Raw genomic sequence first — 22009 nt, 5'->3', positions numbered from 1 at the left:
GCCCACGGTATAAAGCCCGGCGCCCACCGCTGCCAAGAGTCGCCCATGAAACTGCTGATTGTCGAAGACCAACCGAAAACCGGCCATTACCTGCGCCAGGGCCTGGCCGAAGCCGGGTTCACCACCGAACTGGTGGCCGACGGTATCAGCGGGCAACACCTGGCGCTGACTGGCGACTATGACTTATTGATCCTCGATGTGATGCTGCCCGGTCGTGACGGCTGGCAAATCCTGCAAGCGGTGCGCAGTGCCGGCCTGGACATTCCGGTGTTGTTCCTGACCGCGCGCGACGCGGTGGCGGATCGCGTGCACGGCCTGGAGCTGGGCGCCGACGATTACCTGGTCAAACCCTTCGCCTTTTCCGAACTGCTCGCCCGCGTACGCAGCCTGTTACGGCGCGGCAGCAGTGCACCGCAGGAAACCTGCCTGCAACTGGCCGACCTGCGTCTGGACCTGATCCGTCGCCGCGTCGAGCGCAGCGGCCAGCGTATCGACCTCACCGCCAAGGAGTTTGCCCTGCTGGAGCTGCTGCTGCGCCGCCAGGGCGAAGTGCTGCCTAAATCGCTGATCGCCTCGCAGGTGTGGGACATGAATTTCGACAGCGACACTAACATCATCGAAGTGGCGATCCGCCGCCTGCGCCTGAAGGTCGATGACGCCTTTCCCAACAAGCTGATCCACACCGTGCGCGGCATGGGCTATGTACTCGAGGAGCGCTTCACTTGATCAAGCGCTTGTCCCTCGCCAGCCGCCTGGCGCTGCTGTTTGCCGCCTGCACCGCAGTGGTATCGCTGCTGGCCGGCGTGCTGTTCAACCATGCCAGCGAGGCGCACTTCGTCGAGCTGGACCAGCAGCAATTGGACAGCAAACTCGTGGCGCTGCGCAGCACGTTGCAGGGGGTCGACTCGCCGCACGCCTTCGCCCAGCGCGAACCCCAACTGCGTGCCGACCTCAGCCATCAACCCGACCTCGCCTTGCGCATCACGGCGGCCGGCCAGCGCTGGCTTGACGATGCGCCGGGCGTGGCGTTGCCCGAGGCCCCCGGCCTGCATAGCCTGCAAAACGCTGGCACCGCCTACCGGGTGTATAACGCGCCGTTGAACCCTGGCCAACCCGGCTCGGCGCAATTGACCTTGATACTCGACATCACCCACCACCAGCATTTCCTGCAACGCATGCAGCGCTTGATCTGGCTGACCGTCGGCCTGTCGGCCCTGGCCACCGCACTGCTCGGCGCCTGGGCGGCGCGCAGCGGGTTGCGGCCATTGCGGCGCATGGCTGAAGTCGCCGCCGGCGTGTCCGCGCATTCCCTGACGCAACGCTTGCCGCAGCAGCAAATGCCAGCAGAACTGGCGGAGCTGGCCCAGACCTTCAACGCCATGCTGGGCCGGCTGGACGACGCGTTCCAACGCCTCTCGGCCTTCTCCGCCGATATCGCCCACGAGTTGCGCACACCGCTGTCGAACCTGCTGACCCAGACCCAGGTCATCCTGACCCAGCCGCGCCCCTTGGAGGACTACCGCGAGGCGCTGCACAGCAACCTGGAGGAACTGCAGTGGATGGCGCAGTTGGTGAACGACATGCTGTACCTGGCCAAGGCCGATCACGGTTTGCTGGTGCCCAAGCGCGAGCCTTTGGCGCTGGCCGATGAAGTGGAGGCGTTGTTGGAGTTTTTTGCGTTGCTGGCTGAAGACGCCCACGTCAGCCTGGTGCGAGAAGGTACAGCACATACGATGGGTGATCGCGGTATGTTGCGTCGGGCGCTGTCGAACCTGCTCGATAACGCGCTGCGATTTACGCCAGCGGGTGGCGAAGTGCGGGTACGCATGGTGGACGGCGTGACACTCACGATTGAGAACACCGGGGAAGGCATTCCAGCGCAGTTGTTACCGCGGTTGTTCGATCGGTTCTACCGGGCCGACCCGGCGCGCCATGAAGGCAGCAGCGAACACGCGGGGCTGGGGTTGGCGATTACCCAGTCGATTGTGCGGGCGCATGGGGGGCGAATTTTTTGTGAGTCCGGGGTGGGGTGGACACGGTTTGTGATCGAGTTGCCCCAGGGGGATTGATGCAGGCTGGGCAGGCCCTATCGGGGGCAAGCCCCCTCCCACAGTGGTCCTCATTTGCAGGAAGAATGAGGGCAAAATGTGGGAGGGGGCTTGCCCCCGATAGCGGTCTCAAACACTACGAATATCTCAGCGCATGCGCCGGCTCGATCTTCGCCGCCCGATACGCCGGGTAAATGGTCGCCAGAAAGCTCAACACAAACCCCGCCGAGCAAATCAGCAACACATCCCCACCTTGCAGCTCCGAAGGCAGGTTGCTGACGAAGTACACATCCGAACTGAAGATATGCTGCCCGCTCACCCGCTCCAGCCAGCCCACCAGTTCGCTCACGTTCAGCGCCGCAATCACCCCCAGCACGCCGCCGATCAGGGTGCCGACAACGCCGATCACCGTGCCCTGCACCATGAAGATCGCCATGATCTGGCGGGGCGTGGCGCCGATGGTGCGCAGGATCGCGATGTCCGCGCCCTTGTCGTTCACCACCATGATCAAGGTGGCGATGATGTTGAAAGCGGCCACCGCGACGATCATCAGCAACAGCAGGCCGATCATGGTCTTTTCCATTTTCATCGCGCTGAACAGGCTGCCCTGGGTGTGGGTCCAGTCGTCCGCCTTATACGCCGCGCCGAGGCTGGCGGCGATATCGGCCGAGACCTTGGGTGCCGCGTACAGGTCTGTCACTGCCAGGCGTACGCTCTGCACCTGGTTGGGTTGCCAATGCTGGATTTCGGCCGCGTCGGCCTTGTTGATCAAGGCCATGGAGCCGTCCAGTTCGGCACCCACCTTGAAGATACCCACCACGTTCAAACGCTGCATGCGCGGGGTAATTCCTCCCGGCACGGTGCTGATTTCCGGAACGATCAACGTCAGTTTGTCGCCCACGTTCAGGCGAAAGCGACGCGCGGTGATGTCGCCAATCACCACGCCAAACTCACCGGCTTTCAAGTCTTCCAGTTTGCCGCGCACGATATGCTGGGCCACGATCGACACCTTGCCTTCCTGGGCCGGGTCGACGCCGTTGATCTCAATCGGCTGCATCGCACCCTTGTAGGAGAACATACCGTCCATCTGGGTGAACGGTACCGCTGCCGTGACCTGCGGGTTCTTCATTGCAGCAGCGGCCACCGGCTGCCAGTCATCGATCGGGTTCACCCCCACGATGGTGGCGTGGGGCACCATGCCGAGGATGCGCGAGCTCATTTCGCGCTGGAAGCCGTTCATCACCGAAAGCACCACGATCATCGCCAACACGCCCAGAGCGAGGCCGATCATCGAGGTCATCGAGATAAACGAGACAAAACGGTTGCGGCGCTTGGCGCGGGTATAGCGCGTGCCGATGAAAATCGATAACGGTCTGAACATTCGCGGGCACCGTTGAAAAAATGAAAAAGCCCGGTTTCAAAAAAACGGGCTTGCAACAGGTCAGATAGCGACCAGATGACCTTCCTGCAAGTGCAGTACACGGTCCATCTGACGGGCCATGCTCATGTCATGGGTCACCACCAGGAACGCGGTGCGCATCTGGGTGCTCAGTTCCAGCATCAAGTCCTTGATGCCCTGGGCCGTGTGGGAGTCGAGGTTACCGGTGGGCTCATCGAGCATCACCAGACCTGGGTTGTTCACCAGGGCACGGGCGATCGCCACGCGCTGGCGCTCGCCGCCGGACAGCTCGGCCGGTTTGTGCTCCAGGCGATGGCCGAGGCCGACGCGCTCCAGCAAGGCCGTGGCACGCTGGCGCGCCTCCGGGATCGCGGTCTTGCCGATCAACAGCGGCATGCACACGTTTTCCAGGGCGGTGAATTCCGGCAAGAGGTGGTGGAATTGATACACGAAACCCAGCGAACGGTTGCGCAGTTGGCCGCGCGCCTTTTCATTCAAGGCGGACAGCTCTTCACCGGCCAGCCACACGCTGCCCTGGGACGGCGTATCGAGGCCGCCCAACAGGTTGAGCAAGGTACTTTTGCCGGAACCGGAACTGCCGACGATCGCCACGCGCTCGCCTGGATGGAGTTCAAGCTGCAGGTTGGCCAGCACCACCACGGATTCCGGGCCTTCCTCGTAGGATTTGCCCAGGTTGCGGCAGCTCAGGATTGCTTTTTCACTCATGCCCGATTCACTCATAACGTAATGCCTGTGCGGGCTGGGTGCGTGCCGCGCGCCAGGCTGGATACAGGGTGGCAAGGAAACTCAGGACCAACGCGGCGCCGCCCACCATCAACACGTCCTGGGCCTGAACCTGGGACGGCAAGTAGTCGATGAAGTAGACGTCGGCGTTGAGAAACTTGTGGCCGAGCACTTTTTCAAGCAAGGCGATGGCGGCGCTGACATTCAGTGCGGCCAGAACCCCCAAGGCGGTGCCGATCAGGGTGCCGACCACGCCGATCACCGTGCCTTGCACCATGAAGATCGCCATGATCTGCCCCGGCGTGGCGCCGAGGGTGCGCAGGATAGCGATGTCGCCCTTCTTGTCATTCACCACCATCACCAGCGTGGAGATGATGTTGAAGGCGGCCACGGCGACGATCAGCAACAGCAACAGGCCAATCATGGCTTTTTCCATGCGGATGGCCTGGTACAGGTTGCCGTGGGTGCGGGTCCAGTCGCGGGCGTAATACTGCGATTCGCCCAGGTGCTGGGCGATTTCCCAGGCGCCGCGCGGTGCCTCGAACAGGTCGTTGAACTTCAGGCGCAGGCCCTGCACCTGGTCCGGCTGCCAGCGATGCAGGCGCGCCAGGTCCGTGAGGTTGGTCAAGCCGAGGTAGCCGTCGATCTCGCCGGCGCCGACGTGGAAGGTGCCGACCACGGTAAAACGCTTCATGCGCGGGAACATGCCGGCCGGGGTCACAGTGACCTCCGGCGCAACGAAGGTCAGCTTGTCGCCGACGCCCACACCAAGCTTGGCAGCGGCCTTGTCGCCAATGACGATGCCGAAGCTGCCGGGCGCCAGATCGTCGAGTTTGCCCTGCAACATGAACTTGTCGATGATCGAGACGTTGCGCTCCTGGGCCGGGTCGACGGCATTGAGCAGGATTTTCTGCACCTTGCCGTCGTTGGTCAGCAGCCCTTGCATTTGGGTAAACGGCGCAACGGCCAGCACCTTGGGGTTCTGCTTGACCTTGGCGGCCAGGCTTTGCCAGTCACTGATGGGCGCGTCGCCCTCGATGGTCGCGTGGGGCACCATGCCCAGCACGCGGGTGCGCATCTCATGATCGAAGCCGTTCATCACCGACAGCACCACAATCATCACGACCACGCCCAGGGCGAGACCGATCATCGAGGTCAGGGAAATGAACGACACAAAATGATTGCGACGCTTTGCACGGGTATAACGCGTGCCAATAAATACGAAGAGAGGTCTGAACATGTCGGGGCTTGTTCGGAGGAAAAGAAGACGTCCCGGTGGCGGGGTCTGGTCAGCAGCTTTACACTCAGACCATTACCGTTACCTGGGGTTCGCCATGTCGACATTAGATGAAGAAGAGCGCCGCGAATACTACCGTATCGACGACATGATCGCACTCCAAATCAAACCCCTGTCGGCCCCCGACGCGGCGAGCAAGGAAGTGTTGCTGGATGATTCGCCGCTGTTCAATCTGCTCAGTGAACTGCACCTCAGCGAATTCGAGGCCCAGCACCTGCTGCGCCAGATCAACGAAAAAGACCGCAGCCTGGCGGCGTTCCTCAAAGTGCAGAACAAACGCCTGGACCTGCTCAGCCAGGTCATGGCTCGCGGGCTGCTCGGCGAGGTGGGCGCGCCGCAGCCGGTGATCCTTTCCGAAGGCGGCATCGACTTCCAGCACCCTGTGGCGCTGGCCCCGGACACGCACCTGGCGGTCAAGCTGGTGCTGATGCCCCAGGCCCTCGGCCTGCTGCTGCGCGCGCGGGTCACCCATTGCGATCCCAAGGGCGAGCGCTTTGACGTGGGCACGGAGTTCGAATCCATGACCGATGCCCAACGCCAGCTGCTGGCGCGCTACATCCTGCAGAAACAGGCCCAGGAACGTCGCCTGGCGCGAGAACAAAGCGACGAACTCTGAATGCGTATTCACGACGCCAGCGAGCCTGGCGCAAAGGAGCAATTGTGACCCTGATTTACGGCCATCGCGGTGCCAAAGGCGAAGCACCGGAAAACACCCTGACCAGCTTTCAGGAATGCCTCAAACACGGCGTGCGCCGCTGCGAACTGGATCTGCACCTGTCCATGGACGGCGAGCTGATGGTCATCCACGACCCGACCCTCAAGCGCACCACTGACCGGCGCGGCAAAGTCGTCGAGTATTCGGCGGCGGACCTGGTGAAGATGGACGCACGCAAAGGCGGCCCAGGCTGGGTCAACCCATGCCCGATCCCGCGCCTGGAAGAGTTGTTCGAACAGTGCGACTTCGATCACTGGCAACTGGAAGTCAAAAGCGCTTCGCGCACTCGCGCCGCGACCACCGTGCTGGCGATCCGCGAGATGGCTGTGCGGTTTGGCCTGATGGACAAGGTCACAGTGACTTCAAGCTCACGGGAAGTCTTGAAAGCGGCGGTTGACCTCACCCCAGACCTGTCACGCGGGCTGGTGGCCGAATACGCCTGGCTCGACCCGTTGAAGGTCGCGCAGAACTACGGTTGTGAGTTCCTGGCATTGAACTGGACGTTGTGCACCCCCGAGCGGCTGGAAAAAGCCCAGCGCCAGGGCCTGCACGTATCCGTTTGGACAGTCAACGAACCTGCGCTGATGCGCAGGCTCGCCGACTTCGGCGTAGATAGCCTGATTACAGACTTTCCCGGTTTGGCCACTGCCACCCTCGGGAATTACTGAAATCGGTCTCCCCGGCCGGCTCAGGCCACCGGCCGGAGCCGCTCAAAAAAGCCGGTTGAGGCCGTCGTAGGCCGCTACCCGATAGGCTTCAGCCATGGTCGGGTAGTTGAACGTGGTGTTCACAAAATACTTCAGGGTATTTTGCTCGCCGGGCTGGTTCATGATTGCCTGGCCGATGTGCACGATCTCCGACGCCTGATAGCCGAAGCAATGCACGCCGAGCACTTCCAGGGTCTCGCGGTGGAACAGAATCTTCAGCATGCCTTGCGGCTCACCGGCGATCTGCGCACGCGCCATGCTCTTGAAGAACGCCTTGCCCACTTCGTAAGGCACCTTGGCCTTGGTCAGTTCGTGTTCGTTCTTGCCGATCGAGCTGATCTCCGGAATGGTGTAGATCCCGGTCGGCACGTCGTTCACGTAGCGCCAGCTGCCGTTGTCGACAATGCTGCCGGCGGCAGAACGGCCCTGGTCATGGGCGGCGCTGGCCAGGCTTGGCCAACCGATCACGTCACCGGCGCCGTAGATGTTCGGCACGCAGGTGCGGTAGTTCTCGTCCACCTCGATCTGGCCACGGCTGTTGACCTTGACCCCGATGTTTTCCATGCCCAGCTTGTCGGTGTTGCCGGTACGCCCGTTGCACCAGAGCAAGGCGTCGGCCTTGATCTTCTTGCCGGACTTGAGGTGCAGGATCACGCCGTTATCCAGGCCTTCGACGCGCTCGTACTCTTCGTTGTGGCGCACGGTGATGTTGTTGTTGCTGAAGTGGTAGCTCAACGCCTGGGAAATTTCCGAGTCGAGGAAGCTCAGCAACTGGTCGCGGTTGTCCACCAGCTCCACCAGCACACCCAGGCCGCTGAAGATCGAGGCATATTCGCAGCCGATCACCCCGGCGCCGTAGATGATCAGTTTGCGCGGGGTGTGGCCCAGGCTGAGGATGGTGTCGCTATCGTAGATACGCGGATGGTGAAAATCGATGTCCGCCGGGCGATACGGGCGCGAACCGGTGGCGATGATGATGTGCTTGGCCACCAGCTTCTCGACCACGCCGTTGGCGCAGACCACTTCGACGGTTTGCTCGTCGGCGAAGCTGCCGGTGCCGAAGAACAGGTCGACGCGGTTACGGGCGTAGTAGCCGGTACGCGAAGCGACTTGCTTGGAGATGACCTTTTCAGCGCTCTTCAACACGTCCGGAAACGAGAACCAGCGCGGCTCGCCGATGGCCCGGAACATCGGGTTGGTGTTGAACTGCATGATCTGGCGCACGGAGTGACGCAACGCCTTGGACGGGATGGTACCCAGGTGGGTGCAGTTACCGCCGACCTGGCGACGGCTATCGACCATCGCCACCTTGCGCCCTGCCTTCGCAGCGTTCATCGCCGCGCCTTCTCCAGCCGGGCCGGAACCCAGTACCACCACGTCGTAGTTGTAGACAGCCATGCGTACTCCTCAGAACAGGCCAGGCGTACGGTTGGACGCCTGGCTAAATCATGCCGCGGCCAGCGGGCATGAAGGACAATTTGGCTCAAGTGTGTGAACCGGGGCACAGTCTATATAAGGCTCAACGCCGCGCACATTAACCCTTGGTCGCGTCATAGGCCAGTCTTGCCATACTAACAGGCCGCCAATCAGCGTCGCTTTCGGGATGAGCATTATGCGGCAACTGTTTTGCTGATGGTGTCAGTTGTTGAAGTTTTGGCTGAACCACCGCTATCGGGGGCAAGCCCCCCTCCCACAGTTTGATTTGCGAATACATTCAAATGTGGGAGGGGGCTTGCCCCCGATGAGGCCCTCAACCACACCACAAAACCACAGGCATAAAAAAAGCCCCGAACCAATCGGGGCTTTTTCATTTACCGCTGATGCTTAGCGCGGAAACGCCGGCGGGTTAACCCCAGCCATGTCTTCCATCACGCGAACCACCTGGCAGCTGTAGCCGAACTCGTTGTCGTACCACACGTACAGCACAACGCGGTTGTCCTGGCTGATGGTCGCTTCGGCGTCCACCACACCGGCGTGGCGCGAGCCGACGAAGTCGGTGGACACCACCTCCTGGGAATTGACGAAGTCGATTTGCTTATGCAGATCGGAGTGCAGCGCCATATAGCGCAGGTACTCGTTCATCTCTTCACGGGTGGCGGCTTTCTCAAGATTCAGGTTGAGAATGGCCATCGACACGTTTGGCGTCGGCACGCGGATCGCGTTACCGGTCAGCTTGCCGGCCAGTTCAGGCAGGGCCTTGGCGGCAGCGGTGGCAGCGCCGGTCTCGGTGATCACCATGTTCAGCGCGGCGCTGCGGCCACGGCGGTCGCCCTTGTGGAAGTTGTCGATCAGGTTCTGGTCGTTGGTGTACGAGTGAACGGTTTCGACGTGGCCGTTGACGATACCGAACTTGTCGTTCACTGCCTTGAGCACCGGCACGATGGCGTTGGTGGTGCAGGAAGCGGCGGACACGATCTTGTCGTCAGCGGTGATTTCAGTGTGGTTGATGCCGTGCACGATGTTCTTCAGCTTGCCTTTGCCAGGCGCGGTCAGCACAACACGGTCAACACCCGGGCAGGCCAGGTGCTGGCCCAGGCCCTCGGCATCACGCCATACGCCGGTGTTGTCCACCAGCAGGGCGTCCTTGATGCCGTACTGGGTGTAATCCACCTCGGACGGGTTCTTCGCGTAGATCACCTGGATCAGGTTACCGTTGGCGGTGATGGTGTTGTTTTCTTCGTCGATGACGATGGTGCCGTTGAACGGACCATGGACCGAGTCGCGACGCAACAGGCTGGCGCGCTTGGTCAGGTCGTTTTCGGCGCCTTTGCGCACCACGATGGCCCGCAGGCGCAGGCCGTCGCCGCCGCCGGTTTTTTCGATCAGGATGCGCGCCAGCAGACGGCCGATACGACCGAAGCCGTACAGCACAACGTCGGTGCCTTTGCGGGCAGCGGCGTTTTGCTGGCCGACCACGTCGGCCATTTCTTCACGCACGAACTGCTCGGCACTGCGGCCGGCGCCTTCTTTACGGAATTTGTACGCCAACTTGCCCAGGTCCACCGACGCCGCGCCGAGCTTGAGCTCGCTCATGGCTTTGAGCAGTGGGAATGTTTCGTGGACGGAGAGTTCGCTGTCGTCGGCGGAACGGTGACGCGCAAAGCGGTGAGCCTTGAGAATCGCGATGACGGACTGATTGATCAGGCTGCGGCCATAGATCGAGCTCACCACATTGTTATTGCGGTACAGCTGGCCGATAAGCGGGATCATCGCTTCTGCGAGTGCTTCACGGTCGATCCATTCACCAAGACACTGGTCGGGCTTCTGAGTCACGGGAACCTTCCACATGTAGGGGCAGAAAAAAGGGGCTACATTATGTCGCCCGACTGCCCGTTGAGCAATGCGCGACAGGCAACAAAAACCCCTTGCAAAAAAATACCACCCCGCTACAGCCCAGGAAATACGCGGGTTCCAGAAGGCCACTAGTTTGCCGAGCAGCTCGACTTGTCCGTAACCCTCCTAAACATTCGCGTATTTTGGCACTACATATTGAGTCAAAACCGACGATTGTTTGTCTTAGCCACTACATTTCCAACAAACCGTAATAGGCACAGTCAGCAACTGACAGGCGGCACCTCTGGCCGCTACAATTACCGACTTTGTCGCAACGCTTGGAGCTCAACCTTCCGTGCCCGTTCTGCGTCTACCGCTACTCCCTGCCGCGGCAGGTAAACAGCACTGGGGCAACCTGCCCGGTGCCGCCCTGAGCCTGGCCATTGCCGAGGCTGCCAGCGCAGCCAAGCGCTTTACCCTGCTGCTTACCGCCGACAGCCAAAGCGCCGAGCGGTTGGAGCAGGAGCTGAGCTTCTTCGCCCCCGATTTGCCGGTGCTGCACTTTCCCGACTGGGAAACCCTGCCCTACGACCTGTTCTCGCCGCACCAGGACATCATTTCCCAGCGCATCGCCAGCCTGTACCGTTTGCCGGAACTGGCTCACGGCGTACTGGTGGTGCCGATCACCACGGCCCTGCATCGCCTGGCGCCGACCAAATTCCTGCTGGGCAGCAGCCTGGTGCTGGATGTCGGCCAGAAACTCGACGTGGAGCAGATGCGCACGCGCCTGGAGGCCACCGGCTACCGCTATGTCGACACGGTGTACGAACACGGCGAATTCACCGTCCGCGGTGCTTTGATCGACCTGTTCCCGATGGGCAGCAAGTTGCCCTACCGCATCGACCTGTTCGATGACGAAATCGAGACCCTGCGTACCTTCGACCCGGAAAACCAGCGCTCCATCGACAAGGTCGAGTCGATCAAGTTGCTGCCGGCGCGGGAATTCCCGCTGCAAAAAGATGCGGTCACGCGCTTCAAGGCACGCTTTCGCGAGCGCTTCGACGTGGATTTCCGCCGCTGCCCGATCTTCCAGGACCTGAGCAGCGGGATTACACCGGCCGGTATCGAGTACTACCTGCCGCTGTTCTTCGACGAAACCTCCACCCTCTTCGACTACCTGCCCCAGGACACCCAGGTGTTTTCGCTGCCGGGCATCGAACAGGCTGCGGAAAACTTCTGGAACGACGTGCGCAACCGCTATGAAGAGCGCCGCGTCGATCCCTCCCGGCCGTTATTACCGCCTGCCGAACTGTTCCTGCCGGTGGAAGATTGCTTCGCCCGCCTGAAAAACTGGCCTCGTGTGGTCGCCAGCCAGCAGGATGTGGACGCCGGCAGCGGCCGCGAGCGTTTCCCGGCGGGCACGCTGCCGGACCTGGCGATCCAGGCGAAAGCCACGCAGCCGCTGGAAGCGCTGTCCAACTTCCTCGGCGACTTCCCTGGCCGCGTGCTGTTCACCGCCGAATCCGCCGGGCGTCGCGAAGTCCTGCTGGAGCTGCTTGAACGCCTCAAGCTGCGCCCGAAGACCGTCGACAGCTGGCCGGATTTTGTAAAAAGCAAAGAGCGCCTGGCGATCACCATCGCGCCTCTGGACGAAGGCTTGTTGCTGGACGACCCGGCCCTGGCGCTGATCGCCGAAAGCCCGCTGTTCGGCCAGCGAGTGATGCAGCGTCGCCGCCGTGAAAAACGCGCCGACGTCAACAATGACGCGGTGATCAAGAACCTCACCGAGTTGCGTGAAGGCGCGCCGGTGGTGCACATCGACCACGGTGTGGGCCGCTACCTCGGCTTGCAGACCCTGGAAATCGACAACCAGGCCGCCGAATTCCTCACCATGGAATACGCCGAGGGCGCCAAGCTCTACGTGCCGGTGGCCAGCCTGCACTTGATCGCGCGCTACACCGGCAGCGATGACGCCCTGGCGCCATTGCACCGCCTGGGCTCGGAGACCTGGCAAAAAGCCAAGCGCAAGGCCGCCGAACAGGTGCGCGACGTCGCCGCCGAACTGCTCGACATCTACGCCCGCCGTGCGGCCCGCGAAGGCTATGCGTTCGCCGACCCGAAAGCCGATTACGCCACCTTCAGCGCCGGCTTCGCTTTCGAAGAAACCCCCGACCAGCAAACCACCATCGACGCCGTGCGCGCCGACATGCTCGCGCCAAAGCCGATGGACCGCCTGGTGTGTGGCGACGTCGGCTTCGGCAAGACCGAAGTGGCGATGCGCGCGGCGTTCATTGCGGTGCATGGTGGCAAGCAGGTGGCGATCCTGGTGCCGACTACCCTGCTCGCCCAGCAGCACTACAACAGCTTCCGCGACCGCTTTGCCGACTGGCCGGTGAGCGTGGAAGTGATGAGCCGTTTCAAGTCCGCCAAGGAAGTGAATGCCGCCATTGCCGACCTTGCCGAAGGCAAGATCGACATCGTGATCGGCACGCACAAACTGCTCTCGGACGATGTGAAGATCAAGAACCTGGGCCTGGTCATCATCGACGAAGAGCACCGCTTCGGCGTGCGCCAGAAAGAACAGCTCAAGGCCCTGCGCAGCGAAGTCGACATCCTCACCCTCACCGCCACGCCGATTCCACGTACGTTGAACATGGCGGTGTCGGGTATGCGCGACCTGTCGATCATCGCCACGCCACCGGCACGCCGGCTGTCGGTACGCACCTTCGTGATGGAGCAGAACAAAAGCACGGTCAAGGAAGCGCTGCTGCGCGAATTGCTGCGCGGTGGTCAGGTGTATTACCTGCACAACGACGTAAAAACCATCGAGAAGTGCGCCGCCGACCTCGCCGAACTGGTGCCGGAGGCCCGCATCGCCATCGGCCATGGGCAGATGCGTGAGCGCGAACTCGAACAGGTGATGAGCGACTTCTACCACAAGCGTTTCAACGTGCTCATCGCCTCGACCATCATCGAGACCGGTATCGACGTACCCAGCGCCAACACCATCATCATCGAACGCGCCGACAAGTTCGGCCTGGCCCAACTGCATCAATTGCGCGGCCGGGTCGGGCGCAGTCACCACCAGGCCTACGCCTACCTGTTGACGCCACCACGCCAACAGATCACGTCCGACGCGGAAAAACGCCTGGAAGCGATCGCCAACACCCAGGACCTCGGCGCCGGCTTCGTGCTGGCCACCAACGACCTGGAAATTCGCGGCGCCGGCGAATTGCTCGGCGACGGCCAGAGCGGGCAGATCCAGGCCGTGGGTTTCACCCTTTATATGGAAATGCTCGAGCGCGCGGTGAAAGCCATTCGCAAGGGCGAACAGCCGAACCTCGACCAACCGTTGGGCGGTGGCCCGGAAATCAACCTGCGCTTGCCGGCGTTGATCCCCGAAGCCTACCTGCCGGACGTGCACGCGCGGCTGATCCTGTACAAGCGCATCGCTTCGGCCACCGACGAAGAAGGCCTGAAGGACTTGCAGGTGGAAATGATCGACCGCTTCGGCCTGTTGCCGGAACCGACCAAGAACCTGGTGCGCCTGACCCTGCTCAAATTGCAGGCCGAACAGCTGGGCATCAAGAAAGTCGACGCGGGGCCGCAAGGCGGGCGTATCGAATTCGAAGCGCAAACGCCGGTGGACCCGTTGGTGCTGATCAAGCTGATCCAGGGCCAGCCCAACCGCTACAAGTTCGAAGGGGCTACGCTGTTCAAGTTCATGGTGCCGATGGAACGCGCCGAAGAACGCTTCAATACCCTGGAGGCGCTGTTTGAGCGCCTCATTCCGAAATCTGCTTGAAGGACGCCTCCATGCGCGTGTTCCGCATTCTGAGCCTGCTGTTGCTGGTATTCGCGCCTTCGGCCTTTGCCGACAGCCCCTACCAGGTGGAGATGATCCTCGTGCGCCAGAATGCAGAGCCGGTGATCAACAGCCGCGCCGCGCCGGAAAACTGGGATGGCGGTGCGCAGCGCCTGGGCGAGCTAATGAGCCCGCCGCGCCTGGGCAATATCGTCGAGAAACTGCGCGCCGATTCCAACTACACTGTGCTTGCGCACAAGGCCTGGGAACAGAGCCTCGGCGAACAGCCAGTGAAGATCGCGATCACCGACGGCCAGGAGCAATTCGGCCAATTTCCTATCGAGGGCGTGCTGAACCTGCAACTGGGGCGCTTCACTGATATCGACGCCGACTTCTGGATCAACCAGTTCGACAGCAACGGCAGCGTAATCGCCAGCGAACACCTGAGCCAGAAAGACGTGCGCACCAAGAACAACCAGCTCAATTACCTGGATGGCGGCCACCTGGCGCTGCTGATCAAGATCACTTCGCTGACCGCCAAGCCCCCCAGCGCACCACCGCCCGACATGCAGGACTGATCCCGCGCCATGCCCCTGACAGCGTCGCTGACCAAACCCCTGGCCCCTTCGTGGGCCAATCGCTTCAAAGAGCAAAGCCTGGAGCGCGGGCGGCGTTACGCGCTGGAGAATCGGGTGCGCATCGTCGAATCCGGCGACAGCACCATCACCGCCAGCTGTGAAGGTTCGGGCGGCAACGTCTACCGGCAGACCATTTCGTTGCGCGAATCGGCCAAGGGCATGCTGATTCTGGTGGACAGCCGCTGTACCTGCCCGGTGCACACCAATTGCAAGCATATTGCCGCCGTGCTGCTCAAGGTGCAGGAAACCCTGGCCTACCCGGCGGCGGCCCAGGATGCCGAGCTGCTGGGAAAATTGCAGGCGGTATTGGATAACCGCGTGGTGCTGCCGCAGGTGGTCATGGAGGATGTGCGCCCTGTGCCGCGCCTGTGGCTGGCCAGTGTGGAGTTCAGCGCGTTCGAGCCGCGCAATGGCAAGATGCAGCGTTACATCCAGCATCGTGCGGCGCTGTCGTTCAACTATCTGGGTAACTATGTCAGCGGGCAAAAGAACGCCGATATCATCGTGCGCCAGGAAACCCAGAGCCTGCGGATCAAGCGCCATCCCGAGCTGGAACAGCCCTACCGCGAACACCTGCGCCTGCTCGGGTTCAAGATCGCCACGCGCCAAAGCAAGGCCTTGCCGGAAAGCGCTGGCGAGCTGTTCGAGATGGTCAATGACAGCGCCTGGCTGAATTTCACCCTCAACGCGTCCCCTGCGCTGCGGGCCGAGGGTTGGGAGCTGCAAATCGATGAAGACTTCGGTTTTGACCTCAGCCCGGTGGACGACTGGTACGCCAGCGTCGATGAAGCCCCCGAGCGGGACTGGTTCGATCTGGAGCTGGGTATCATCGTCAACGGCGAACGGCTGAGCCTGCTGCCCATCCTGCTGAATTTGATGCGCTCCCACACCGAAATCCTCAATCCGGAAAAACTCGCACGGCGCCGCGATGATGAATTGATCCTGGTGAACATTCCCGGCCTGCCCAACGGCCACGGTCCGCTGCAAGTGGCGCTGCCCTACGGGCGATTGAAGCCGGTACTGGCGACCCTCGGCGAGTTCTACCTGCAGGAATCCGGCACCACCACGTTACGCCTGGCCAAGGCCGATGCGGTCCGCTTGAACCCGCTGGAAGATCTGCCACTGCAGTGGGAAGGCGGCGAGAAAATCCGCAACTTCGCCCAGCGCCTGCGGGACATCAAGGATTTCACCTGCGTGGCGCCTGACGGCTTGAATGCAACCTTGCGCCCTTACCAGCTGGAAGGCCTGAGCTGGATGCAGTCGCTGCGCCAATTGGAGGTGGGCGGGATTCTCGCCGACGATATGGGCCTGGGTAAAACCTTGCAGACCCTGGCGCATATTCTTACGGAGAAAAATGCAGGACGGCTGAATCGACCGTGCATGGTGGTCATGCCTACCAGCCTGATCCCCAATTGGCTGGATGAGGCCGCGCATTTCACTCCGCAATTGCGGGTGCAGGCGCTGTACGGCGCAGGGCGTAAGAAACATTTCGCCAATCTGCAGGATTATGACCTGCTGTTGACCACCTACGCGCTGCTGCCCAAGGACATCGACACCCTCGCCGCCCTGCCCTTGCATGTGCTGATCCTCGATGAAGCCCAGTACATCAAGAACCCCACCAGCAAGGCGGCGCAAGCGGCCCGCGAGCTGAATGCGCGGCAGCGCCTGTGCCTGAGCGGCACGCCGCTGGAAAACCACCTGGGCGAGTTATGGTCGTTGTTCCACTTCCTGTTGCCGGGCTGGCTCGGCGATGTGAAAAGCTTCAACCGCGATTACCGCGTCCCGATTGAAAAACGCGCCAGTGAGGTGCGATTGCAGCACCTCAACGGTCGGATCAAGCCGTTCCTGCTGCGCCGCACCAAGGAACAGGTGGCAACGGAACTGCCGCCCAAGACCGAGATTATCCACTGGGTCGACCTTAACGAAGCGCAGCGCGACGTCTATGAAACCATGCGCCTGGCCATGGATAAAAAGGTCCGCGACGAGATCACCCGCAAGGGCGTGGCACGCAGCCAGATCATCATCCTTGAGGCACTGCTCAAACTGCGCCAGGTGTGCTGCGATTTGCGCCTGGTCAACGATGCCGCCCTGCCCGCCCGCGGCAGCAGCTCGGGCAAGCTCGACAGCTTGATGCAGATGCTCGAGGAATTGTTTGCCGAGGGCCGGCGGATCCTGCTGTTCTCGCAGTTCACCTCGATGCTGAGTCTGATCGAGGCTGAACTCAAGCAGCGCAAAATCGCCTACGCCCTGCTGACCGGCCAGACCCGCGATCGGCGCACACCGGTGAAGGACTTCCAGAGCGGCAAGCTGCAGATTTTTCTGATCAGCCTGAAAGCCGGCGGCGTCGGCCTGAACCTGACCGAAGCCGACACCGTGATCCACTACGACCCATGGTGGAACCCGGCAACCGAAAACCAGGCCACCGACCGTGCCTACCGCATCGGGCAAGAGAAGCCAGTGTTCGTTTACAAGATGATTGCCCGAGGCACGGTGGAGGAGAAAATCCAGCACTTGCAGAAGGAAAAATCCGACCTCGCGGCGGGTGTGCTGGATGGGCGTTCGACCGGGGATTGGCAGTTGGGTAATGAGGATATTGAAGCGTTGTTTGCACCGCTGCCGAATAAGCAAGAGAAGCGCTGACTGTCGGATCGCCATCGGGGGCAAGCCCTAATGCCAGTCAGTTAAGCGTACACCACCGTCTGTAGGAGCGAGCTTGCTCGCGAAAAACTCACAGGCACCGCGTTTATTCGGGAAGCACGCGTTATCGTTGACGTTTTTCGCGAGCAAGCTCGCTCCTACAAAAAGCCTTAACTGACTGGCATTAGCGCGAGCCCCCTTTCACACTTGACCGCGTTCACCCTGAAGAAAAGCGGTCAAATGTGGGAGGGGGCTGGCCCGCGAAGGGCGCGCTGCGGTCGTTAGCCAGGCAACGGCGCAAACAGCGCCTCGATATCCCGCTGCTCCAGCTTCCAGCCCGCACTGGCGCCCCCTTCAAGCACACCGTCGGCCAGCGCTGCCTTTTCCAATTGCAACGCCTGAATCTTTTCTTCCACCGTACCTCGGGCAATCATCTTGTAGACAAATACCGGCTTATCCTGCCCGATCCGGTAGGCCCGGTCGGTGGCCTGGTTTTCCACGGCCGGGTTCCACCAGGGGTCGTAATGAATCACCGTATCCGCTGCCGTCAGGTTCAAGCCGGTCCCGCCCGCTTTCAGACTGATCAGGAACAACGGCGTCTTGCCGTCCTGGAAATTCTTCACCGGTGTGCGCCGGTCCAGGGTTTCACCGGTCAGGATTGAATAGTCGACCTGACGCTGCTTCAGTTCCTCTTCGATTAATGCCAGCATCGAGGTGAACTGCGAAAAGAGCAGGACGCGCCGCGCCTCGCTGAGCAACTCTTCGAGCATCTCCATCAAACTGCCGAGTTTGCCAGTACCGGCCCGGGCCAGTTTGGAGGCGGGTGCAGTCTTGACCAGGCGCAAGTCGCAGCAGACCTGGCGCAACTTGAGCAGCGCTTCGAGAATGATGATTTGGCTGCGGGCGACACCATGCCGGGTGATCTCATCGCGAACCTTCTTGTCCATCGCCACACGCACGGTTTCATACACGTCACGCTGGGCGTCGCTCAAGTCCACCCAGTGCACGATCTCGGTCTTTGGCGGCAGCTCGGTGGCCACCTGTTCTTTTTTGCGGCGCAACAGGAAGGGTTTGATCCTCGCCGTCAGGTGCTGCATGCGTTGCGCATTGCCGCGCTTTTCAATCGGCGTGCGGTAATCGCGATTGAAGGTTTTACTATCGCCCAGCCATCCCGGCAACAGGAAGTGAAACAGCGACCAGAGTTCGCCCAAATGGTTTTCCAACGGCGTCCCGCTCAGGCACAGCCGCTGGCCGGCATCCAGTTGGCGAGCGGCCTGGGCCGCCTTGCTGTTGGGATTCTTGATATTTTGCGCTTCGTCGAGGATCAGCACGCTCCAGCGCTGCGGCTGCAAAACCTCAAGGTCTCGGGGCAACAGCGCGTAGGTGGTGAGTACCAGGTCGTAATCGGTCAAGCGCGTGAAGTCAGCCTGACGCTGTGCACCGTGCAGCGCCAGGACTCTGAGCTGTGGCGTGAATCGTGCGGCTTCGTCGATCCAGTTCGGGATCAGGCTGGTAGGCATTACGGCTAACGCGGGCATTTGCAATCGACCTGCCTGTTTTTCCAAGAGCAGGTGCGCAAGGGTTTGTAGGGTTTTTCCCAGGCCCATGTCATCCCCAAGAATCCCGCCGACTTCCAGCTCGCGCAGCGTTTGCATCCAGTTCAGGCCTTCGAGTTGATAGCCACGAAGTTCTGCTTTCAGGCCCTCGGGGGCAGAGACCTGGGCATGGGTGGAGCCCTTGAGACGCTGGGCGAAATCACGCAGTCGCTCGCCACCGCGCCATACCAAGGGCATGGCGTCCAGATGACTGAGCCGAGCCGCATCGGGCGCGCTCAGCCGCAATGCATCACCTTGGGGGGCGCGCAGGTAGAGTTCGCCGAGGGTTGCCATCAGGGGTTTGATGCGCCCGTAAGGCAGCGCAACCTTTGTATGAGTGCGCGCGCCCAAACTGACCAACACGCGCTCATCGTCGTCACGCTCAGCCATGTAGGCGACATCGAGCAGCTCGGGCTGATTCCGCATCAAGTCGAGCATGATTGGCAACAGGCTGTGCCGCTCGCCGTTGACCTCAACGCCCAGCTCAAGGTTGAACCACTCATGACCTGACGCTTCTTCGATATCCGCGTACCAGTGGTCCACAGCGTCCACGTCGTAATAAAAGCCCGGTTGAATGACAACGTCCCACCCTGCTTCACGCAAAACCGCCACATCGCTTTCAACGAAACCCAGCCAGGCTTCATCAGTGGGTAGATCGAACATTTCCCCAGCGTTTTCAGGCAGCGCGCGGCTTTTGCGATTGACCGCTTTAAAGCCGATTTTCGTGAGTGCCTTGCGCAGCGCTTTTTCAGCCGCAGGCTTGCGTTGGATACGCTGGGTTTCGGTGCCATTGAGAAACAGGATGTCCTCGGTTCCCTTGCCGCTGGCCAGGCTGGTGTCATAGCGGAACGCCAATGCAGCGCGGTGCTCCCTGTGGAACCGCCCGTAAACGTAGGCTTCGTCGCTTCCCAATGTAAGGCATCCTTGGGGCTCTAACGTATCCACGACGCGCTCGGTCAGCTCGCGCGGTGGCGGGATCACCTTGGACACCGCACTGATGCGATGACTGAATAACGCGACTTGCTCAGCTGGAATCATCGGCAAGCCGCAAAGATGCAGGGCCAGGTTCTCATCCAGCCCATGCTCGAGCACCCCGATTTCCATGTTGTCGAGGTCAAGATAGTGAAGCGGTTTGAGCGGCAACACATCGTCCAACTCACGCCCGTCGCTGATCCAGCAGGGAATGTAATTGCCATCTGGCAATACGGCCCAGTCGAAGCGAGCAGCGCGGGCCGGGCCGCGGTTGAGCGCCAGTCCTGCACCCAGCTCCAGAAACAGGCGCTGGGTTTTTAACGCCAGTTGGAGAATTTCGGCCCCCGTCTCACCGGCCAACTGAAAACTGCTGCCATAGCTGCCATAAGATCGGCCTAACATCAGCAATCGACCAATGCGGGTATCCAGCTCATGCATATAGCCAGGGGCACGCCGTAATACCTCATCCATCGAGTGCAGAGGTTTGATATCGCTGTACTCGCCTTGTTTCGTCACGCGCGCCCGGTACACCTCCAATGACCAGCCACTGGAATAAACATCGGGGGTGATTTGGTACAGCAAACAAGTGCCGGTGTTCTTGGGCTGAGCCTCACCCGGCGGGGTGGGCTTGGGGATGCTTTCGAGCCAGTTTTCGAGCTGCGGACTCAGGCGGTCACCCACCGGCTTCTTCGGCTCGTTCAGCTCTTCGTACAGCACAGTTAACGTAAACAAGACCGCAGCCGCGTGCTTGCAATTGATCGCCACCGGGCAAGAACACACACAGATGATGCCCGGCCGACGGGATGCTGCACTCTCCAGGGTAATCGACAGGGTGTAGACATTACGTCCAGAGCCCCTGCAATGCGCGATCAGCCGGTGATGCCCGAATTCTTTTATTTCAAGACGATTTTCGCCAGCGTACTCAAACCCACGCTCCAGCGAGCGAGGTTCAAAGTACGCTTGCCAATCCAACTCGACGATACGTGCAATCAGATCATTCATGAAACAAAGACTCTACAGCAGCCAGTAATGGAGCTTAAAGCAGCGCAACTCCTACACTACGGCAAGAAACAGTCTCAGCCGCACTCAAACGCTACCTACATCAAGCTTCTTATTCAATCAGCTGAGCGTCTCGCAACGCTCCAAGGGCTGCCAGCCAGCGCGGATCCTGTTTGTAGTCAGTCGAGGCACTTGCATGCCCCCGCATACGCGCAATGCGAGCCGAAGGTGTGACATTCATCCGCTGGGCTGCAGTCAGTGCAAGCTCGGCAGCCGCGCGGTCATTGCACACCAGCCCCATGTCACAACCAGCAGTGAGTGCCGCCTCGATCCGACTGGCCGCATCACCCACCACATGGGCACCGGCCATGGACAGGTCATCACTGAAAATCACCCCGTCGAACTGCAGCTCACCGCGCAGGATGTCCTGCAACCAGCGGCGTGAGAAGCCGGCGGGCTGGCTGTCCACTTGCGGGTAGATCACATGCGCGGGCATCACGGCGGCCAATTGCTTGCTCAGGCGTGCGAAAGGCACCAGGTCATTGGCGCGAATCTGTTCCAGGCTGCGCTCGTCGTTGGGAATCGCGACGTGGGAATCGGCCTCGGCCCAACCGTGACCCGGAAAGTGCTTGCCGGTGGCGGCCATGCCCGCGCTGTTCATGCCGCGGATAAAGGCACCGGCGAGTACGGCGGCGCGCTCGGGGTCGCCTTCGAACGAGCGGGTGCCGACCACGGCGCTGCGCTGGTAATCCAGGTCGAGCACTGGGGCGAAGCTGAGGTCCAGGCCCACGGCGAGTACTTCGGTGGCCATGATCCAGCCACATTGTTCGGCCAGGTACTCGGCGTTGGGGTTATCCGCCAGCGCGCGCATGGCCGGCAAGCGCACGAACCCCTGGCGCAGGCGCTGCACCCGGCCGCCTTCCTGGTCGACCGCCAGCAGCAGGTCCGGGCGCACCGCACGAATCGCCGCGCTCAATTCGCGGACCTGGCGCGGGTGTTCGATATTGCGCGCAAAGATGATCAAGCCGCCGACTTCAGGTTGGCGCAACAGATGGCGGTCCTCGGCCGTCAGCCAGGTACCGGCAACGTCGACCATCAAAGAACCTTGCAGGGCAGCAGTCATAAACCTTCCTTAAATAACGCGCACAACCCGTCATCCCTACCGGTTACGGTAAGCACG

The 22009-nt window shown here is 61.3% G+C and carries 14 protein-coding genes; 7 read left to right on the top strand and 7 right to left on the bottom strand.

Going from position 1 to position 22009, the window contains the following annotated elements; genetic code table 11:
• The first annotated feature begins 45 nt into the window (after positions 1-45).
• Both C4J91_RS07910 and C4J91_RS07905 read left to right on the top strand, forming a co-directional pair.
• Entirely contained in the window at positions 46-726 is a 681-nt protein-coding gene (locus C4J91_RS07910) for a heavy metal response regulator transcription factor (protein ID WP_124361811.1), read from the top strand.
• Positions 723-2069 carry a heavy metal sensor histidine kinase gene (locus C4J91_RS07905; RefSeq protein ID WP_124361810.1) on the top strand — a complete coding sequence of 449 codons (1347 nt, stop codon included), beginning with the start codon at positions 723-725 and terminating at the stop codon, positions 2067-2069. The genes C4J91_RS07910 and C4J91_RS07905 overlap by 4 nt, the downstream gene beginning before the upstream one ends.
• A gap of 115 nt (positions 2070-2184) precedes the next feature.
• On the opposite strand, the gene C4J91_RS07900 is transcribed toward C4J91_RS07905, so the two are convergent.
• The 3 genes from C4J91_RS07900 to C4J91_RS07890 are packed head-to-tail and all read right to left on the bottom strand — an operon-like array spanning position 2185 to position 5431.
• Positions 2185-3429 carry a lipoprotein-releasing ABC transporter permease subunit gene (locus C4J91_RS07900; protein WP_124361809.1) on the bottom strand — a complete coding sequence of 415 codons (1245 nt, stop codon included), beginning with the start codon at positions 3427-3429 and terminating at the stop codon, positions 2185-2187.
• A 60-nt stretch (positions 3430-3489) separates the two neighbouring features.
• Entirely contained in the window at positions 3490-4173 is a 684-nt protein-coding gene (gene lolD / locus C4J91_RS07895; protein WP_164484517.1) for a lipoprotein-releasing ABC transporter ATP-binding protein LolD, read from the bottom strand.
• 7 nt (positions 4174-4180) lie between these two features.
• Positions 4181-5431 (bottom strand): lipoprotein-releasing ABC transporter permease subunit, encoded by a 1251-nt coding sequence (locus C4J91_RS07890; protein WP_124361808.1) that lies wholly within the window; start codon positions 5429-5431, stop codon positions 4181-4183.
• 94 nt (positions 5432-5525) lie between these two features.
• Between C4J91_RS07890 and C4J91_RS07885 the strand changes: the two genes are divergently transcribed.
• Together C4J91_RS07885 and C4J91_RS07880 are read left to right on the top strand one after the other, a co-directional pair.
• Positions 5526-6104: a PilZ domain-containing protein gene (locus tag C4J91_RS07885; RefSeq protein WP_124361807.1), complete on the top strand. Its 579-nt coding sequence runs from the start codon at positions 5526-5528 to the stop codon at positions 6102-6104.
• A 44-nt stretch (positions 6105-6148) separates the two neighbouring features.
• Entirely contained in the window at positions 6149-6871 is a 723-nt protein-coding gene (locus C4J91_RS07880; RefSeq protein ID WP_124361806.1) for a glycerophosphodiester phosphodiesterase family protein, read from the top strand.
• 42 nt (positions 6872-6913) lie between these two features.
• On the opposite strand, the gene sthA is transcribed toward C4J91_RS07880, so the two are convergent.
• Complete coding sequence (gene sthA / locus C4J91_RS07875; RefSeq protein ID WP_003189670.1) at positions 6914-8308, bottom strand: Si-specific NAD(P)(+) transhydrogenase; 1395 nt, start codon at positions 8306-8308, stop codon at positions 6914-6916.
• 426 nt (positions 8309-8734) lie between these two features.
• Complete coding sequence (locus C4J91_RS07870) at positions 8735-10198, bottom strand: glyceraldehyde-3-phosphate dehydrogenase (protein WP_124361805.1); 1464 nt, start codon at positions 10196-10198, stop codon at positions 8735-8737.
• Positions 10199-10538: 340 nt separating this feature from the next.
• Here C4J91_RS07870 and mfd point away from each other — a divergent pair, with 340 nt between their 5' ends.
• Genes mfd through C4J91_RS07855 form a run of 3 tightly spaced genes read left to right on the top strand, consistent with a single transcriptional unit; the run spans position 10539 to position 17266 of the window.
• Positions 10539-13988 carry a transcription-repair coupling factor gene (gene mfd, locus C4J91_RS07865; protein ID WP_124361804.1) on the top strand — a complete coding sequence of 1150 codons (3450 nt, stop codon included), beginning with the start codon at positions 10539-10541 and terminating at the stop codon, positions 13986-13988.
• An 11-nt stretch (positions 13989-13999) separates the two neighbouring features.
• Positions 14000-14566: a CsiV family protein gene (locus C4J91_RS07860; RefSeq protein WP_124361803.1), complete on the top strand. Its 567-nt coding sequence runs from the start codon at positions 14000-14002 to the stop codon at positions 14564-14566.
• Between the two features lie 9 nt (positions 14567-14575).
• Positions 14576-17266 (top strand): DEAD/DEAH box helicase, encoded by a 2691-nt coding sequence (locus C4J91_RS07855; RefSeq protein ID WP_124361802.1) that lies wholly within the window; start codon positions 14576-14578, stop codon positions 17264-17266.
• A gap of 278 nt (positions 17267-17544) precedes the next feature.
• Here C4J91_RS07855 and C4J91_RS07850 read toward each other — a convergent pair whose 3' ends face one another.
• Complete coding sequence (locus C4J91_RS07850) at positions 17545-20832, bottom strand: DEAD/DEAH box helicase (protein WP_124361801.1); 3288 nt, start codon at positions 20830-20832, stop codon at positions 17545-17547.
• 109 nt (positions 20833-20941) lie between these two features.
• Complete coding sequence (nagZ, locus tag C4J91_RS07845) at positions 20942-21952, bottom strand: beta-N-acetylhexosaminidase (protein WP_124361800.1); 1011 nt, start codon at positions 21950-21952, stop codon at positions 20942-20944.
• Positions 21953-22009 lie beyond the last annotated feature (57 nt).

The sequence above is a fragment of the Pseudomonas sp. R3-52-08 genome, assembly GCF_003851745.1.
In the GTDB taxonomy this organism is placed as follows: domain Bacteria; phylum Pseudomonadota; class Gammaproteobacteria; order Pseudomonadales; family Pseudomonadaceae; genus Aquipseudomonas.
This window is presented reverse-complemented; position numbering and strand designations above follow the sequence as displayed.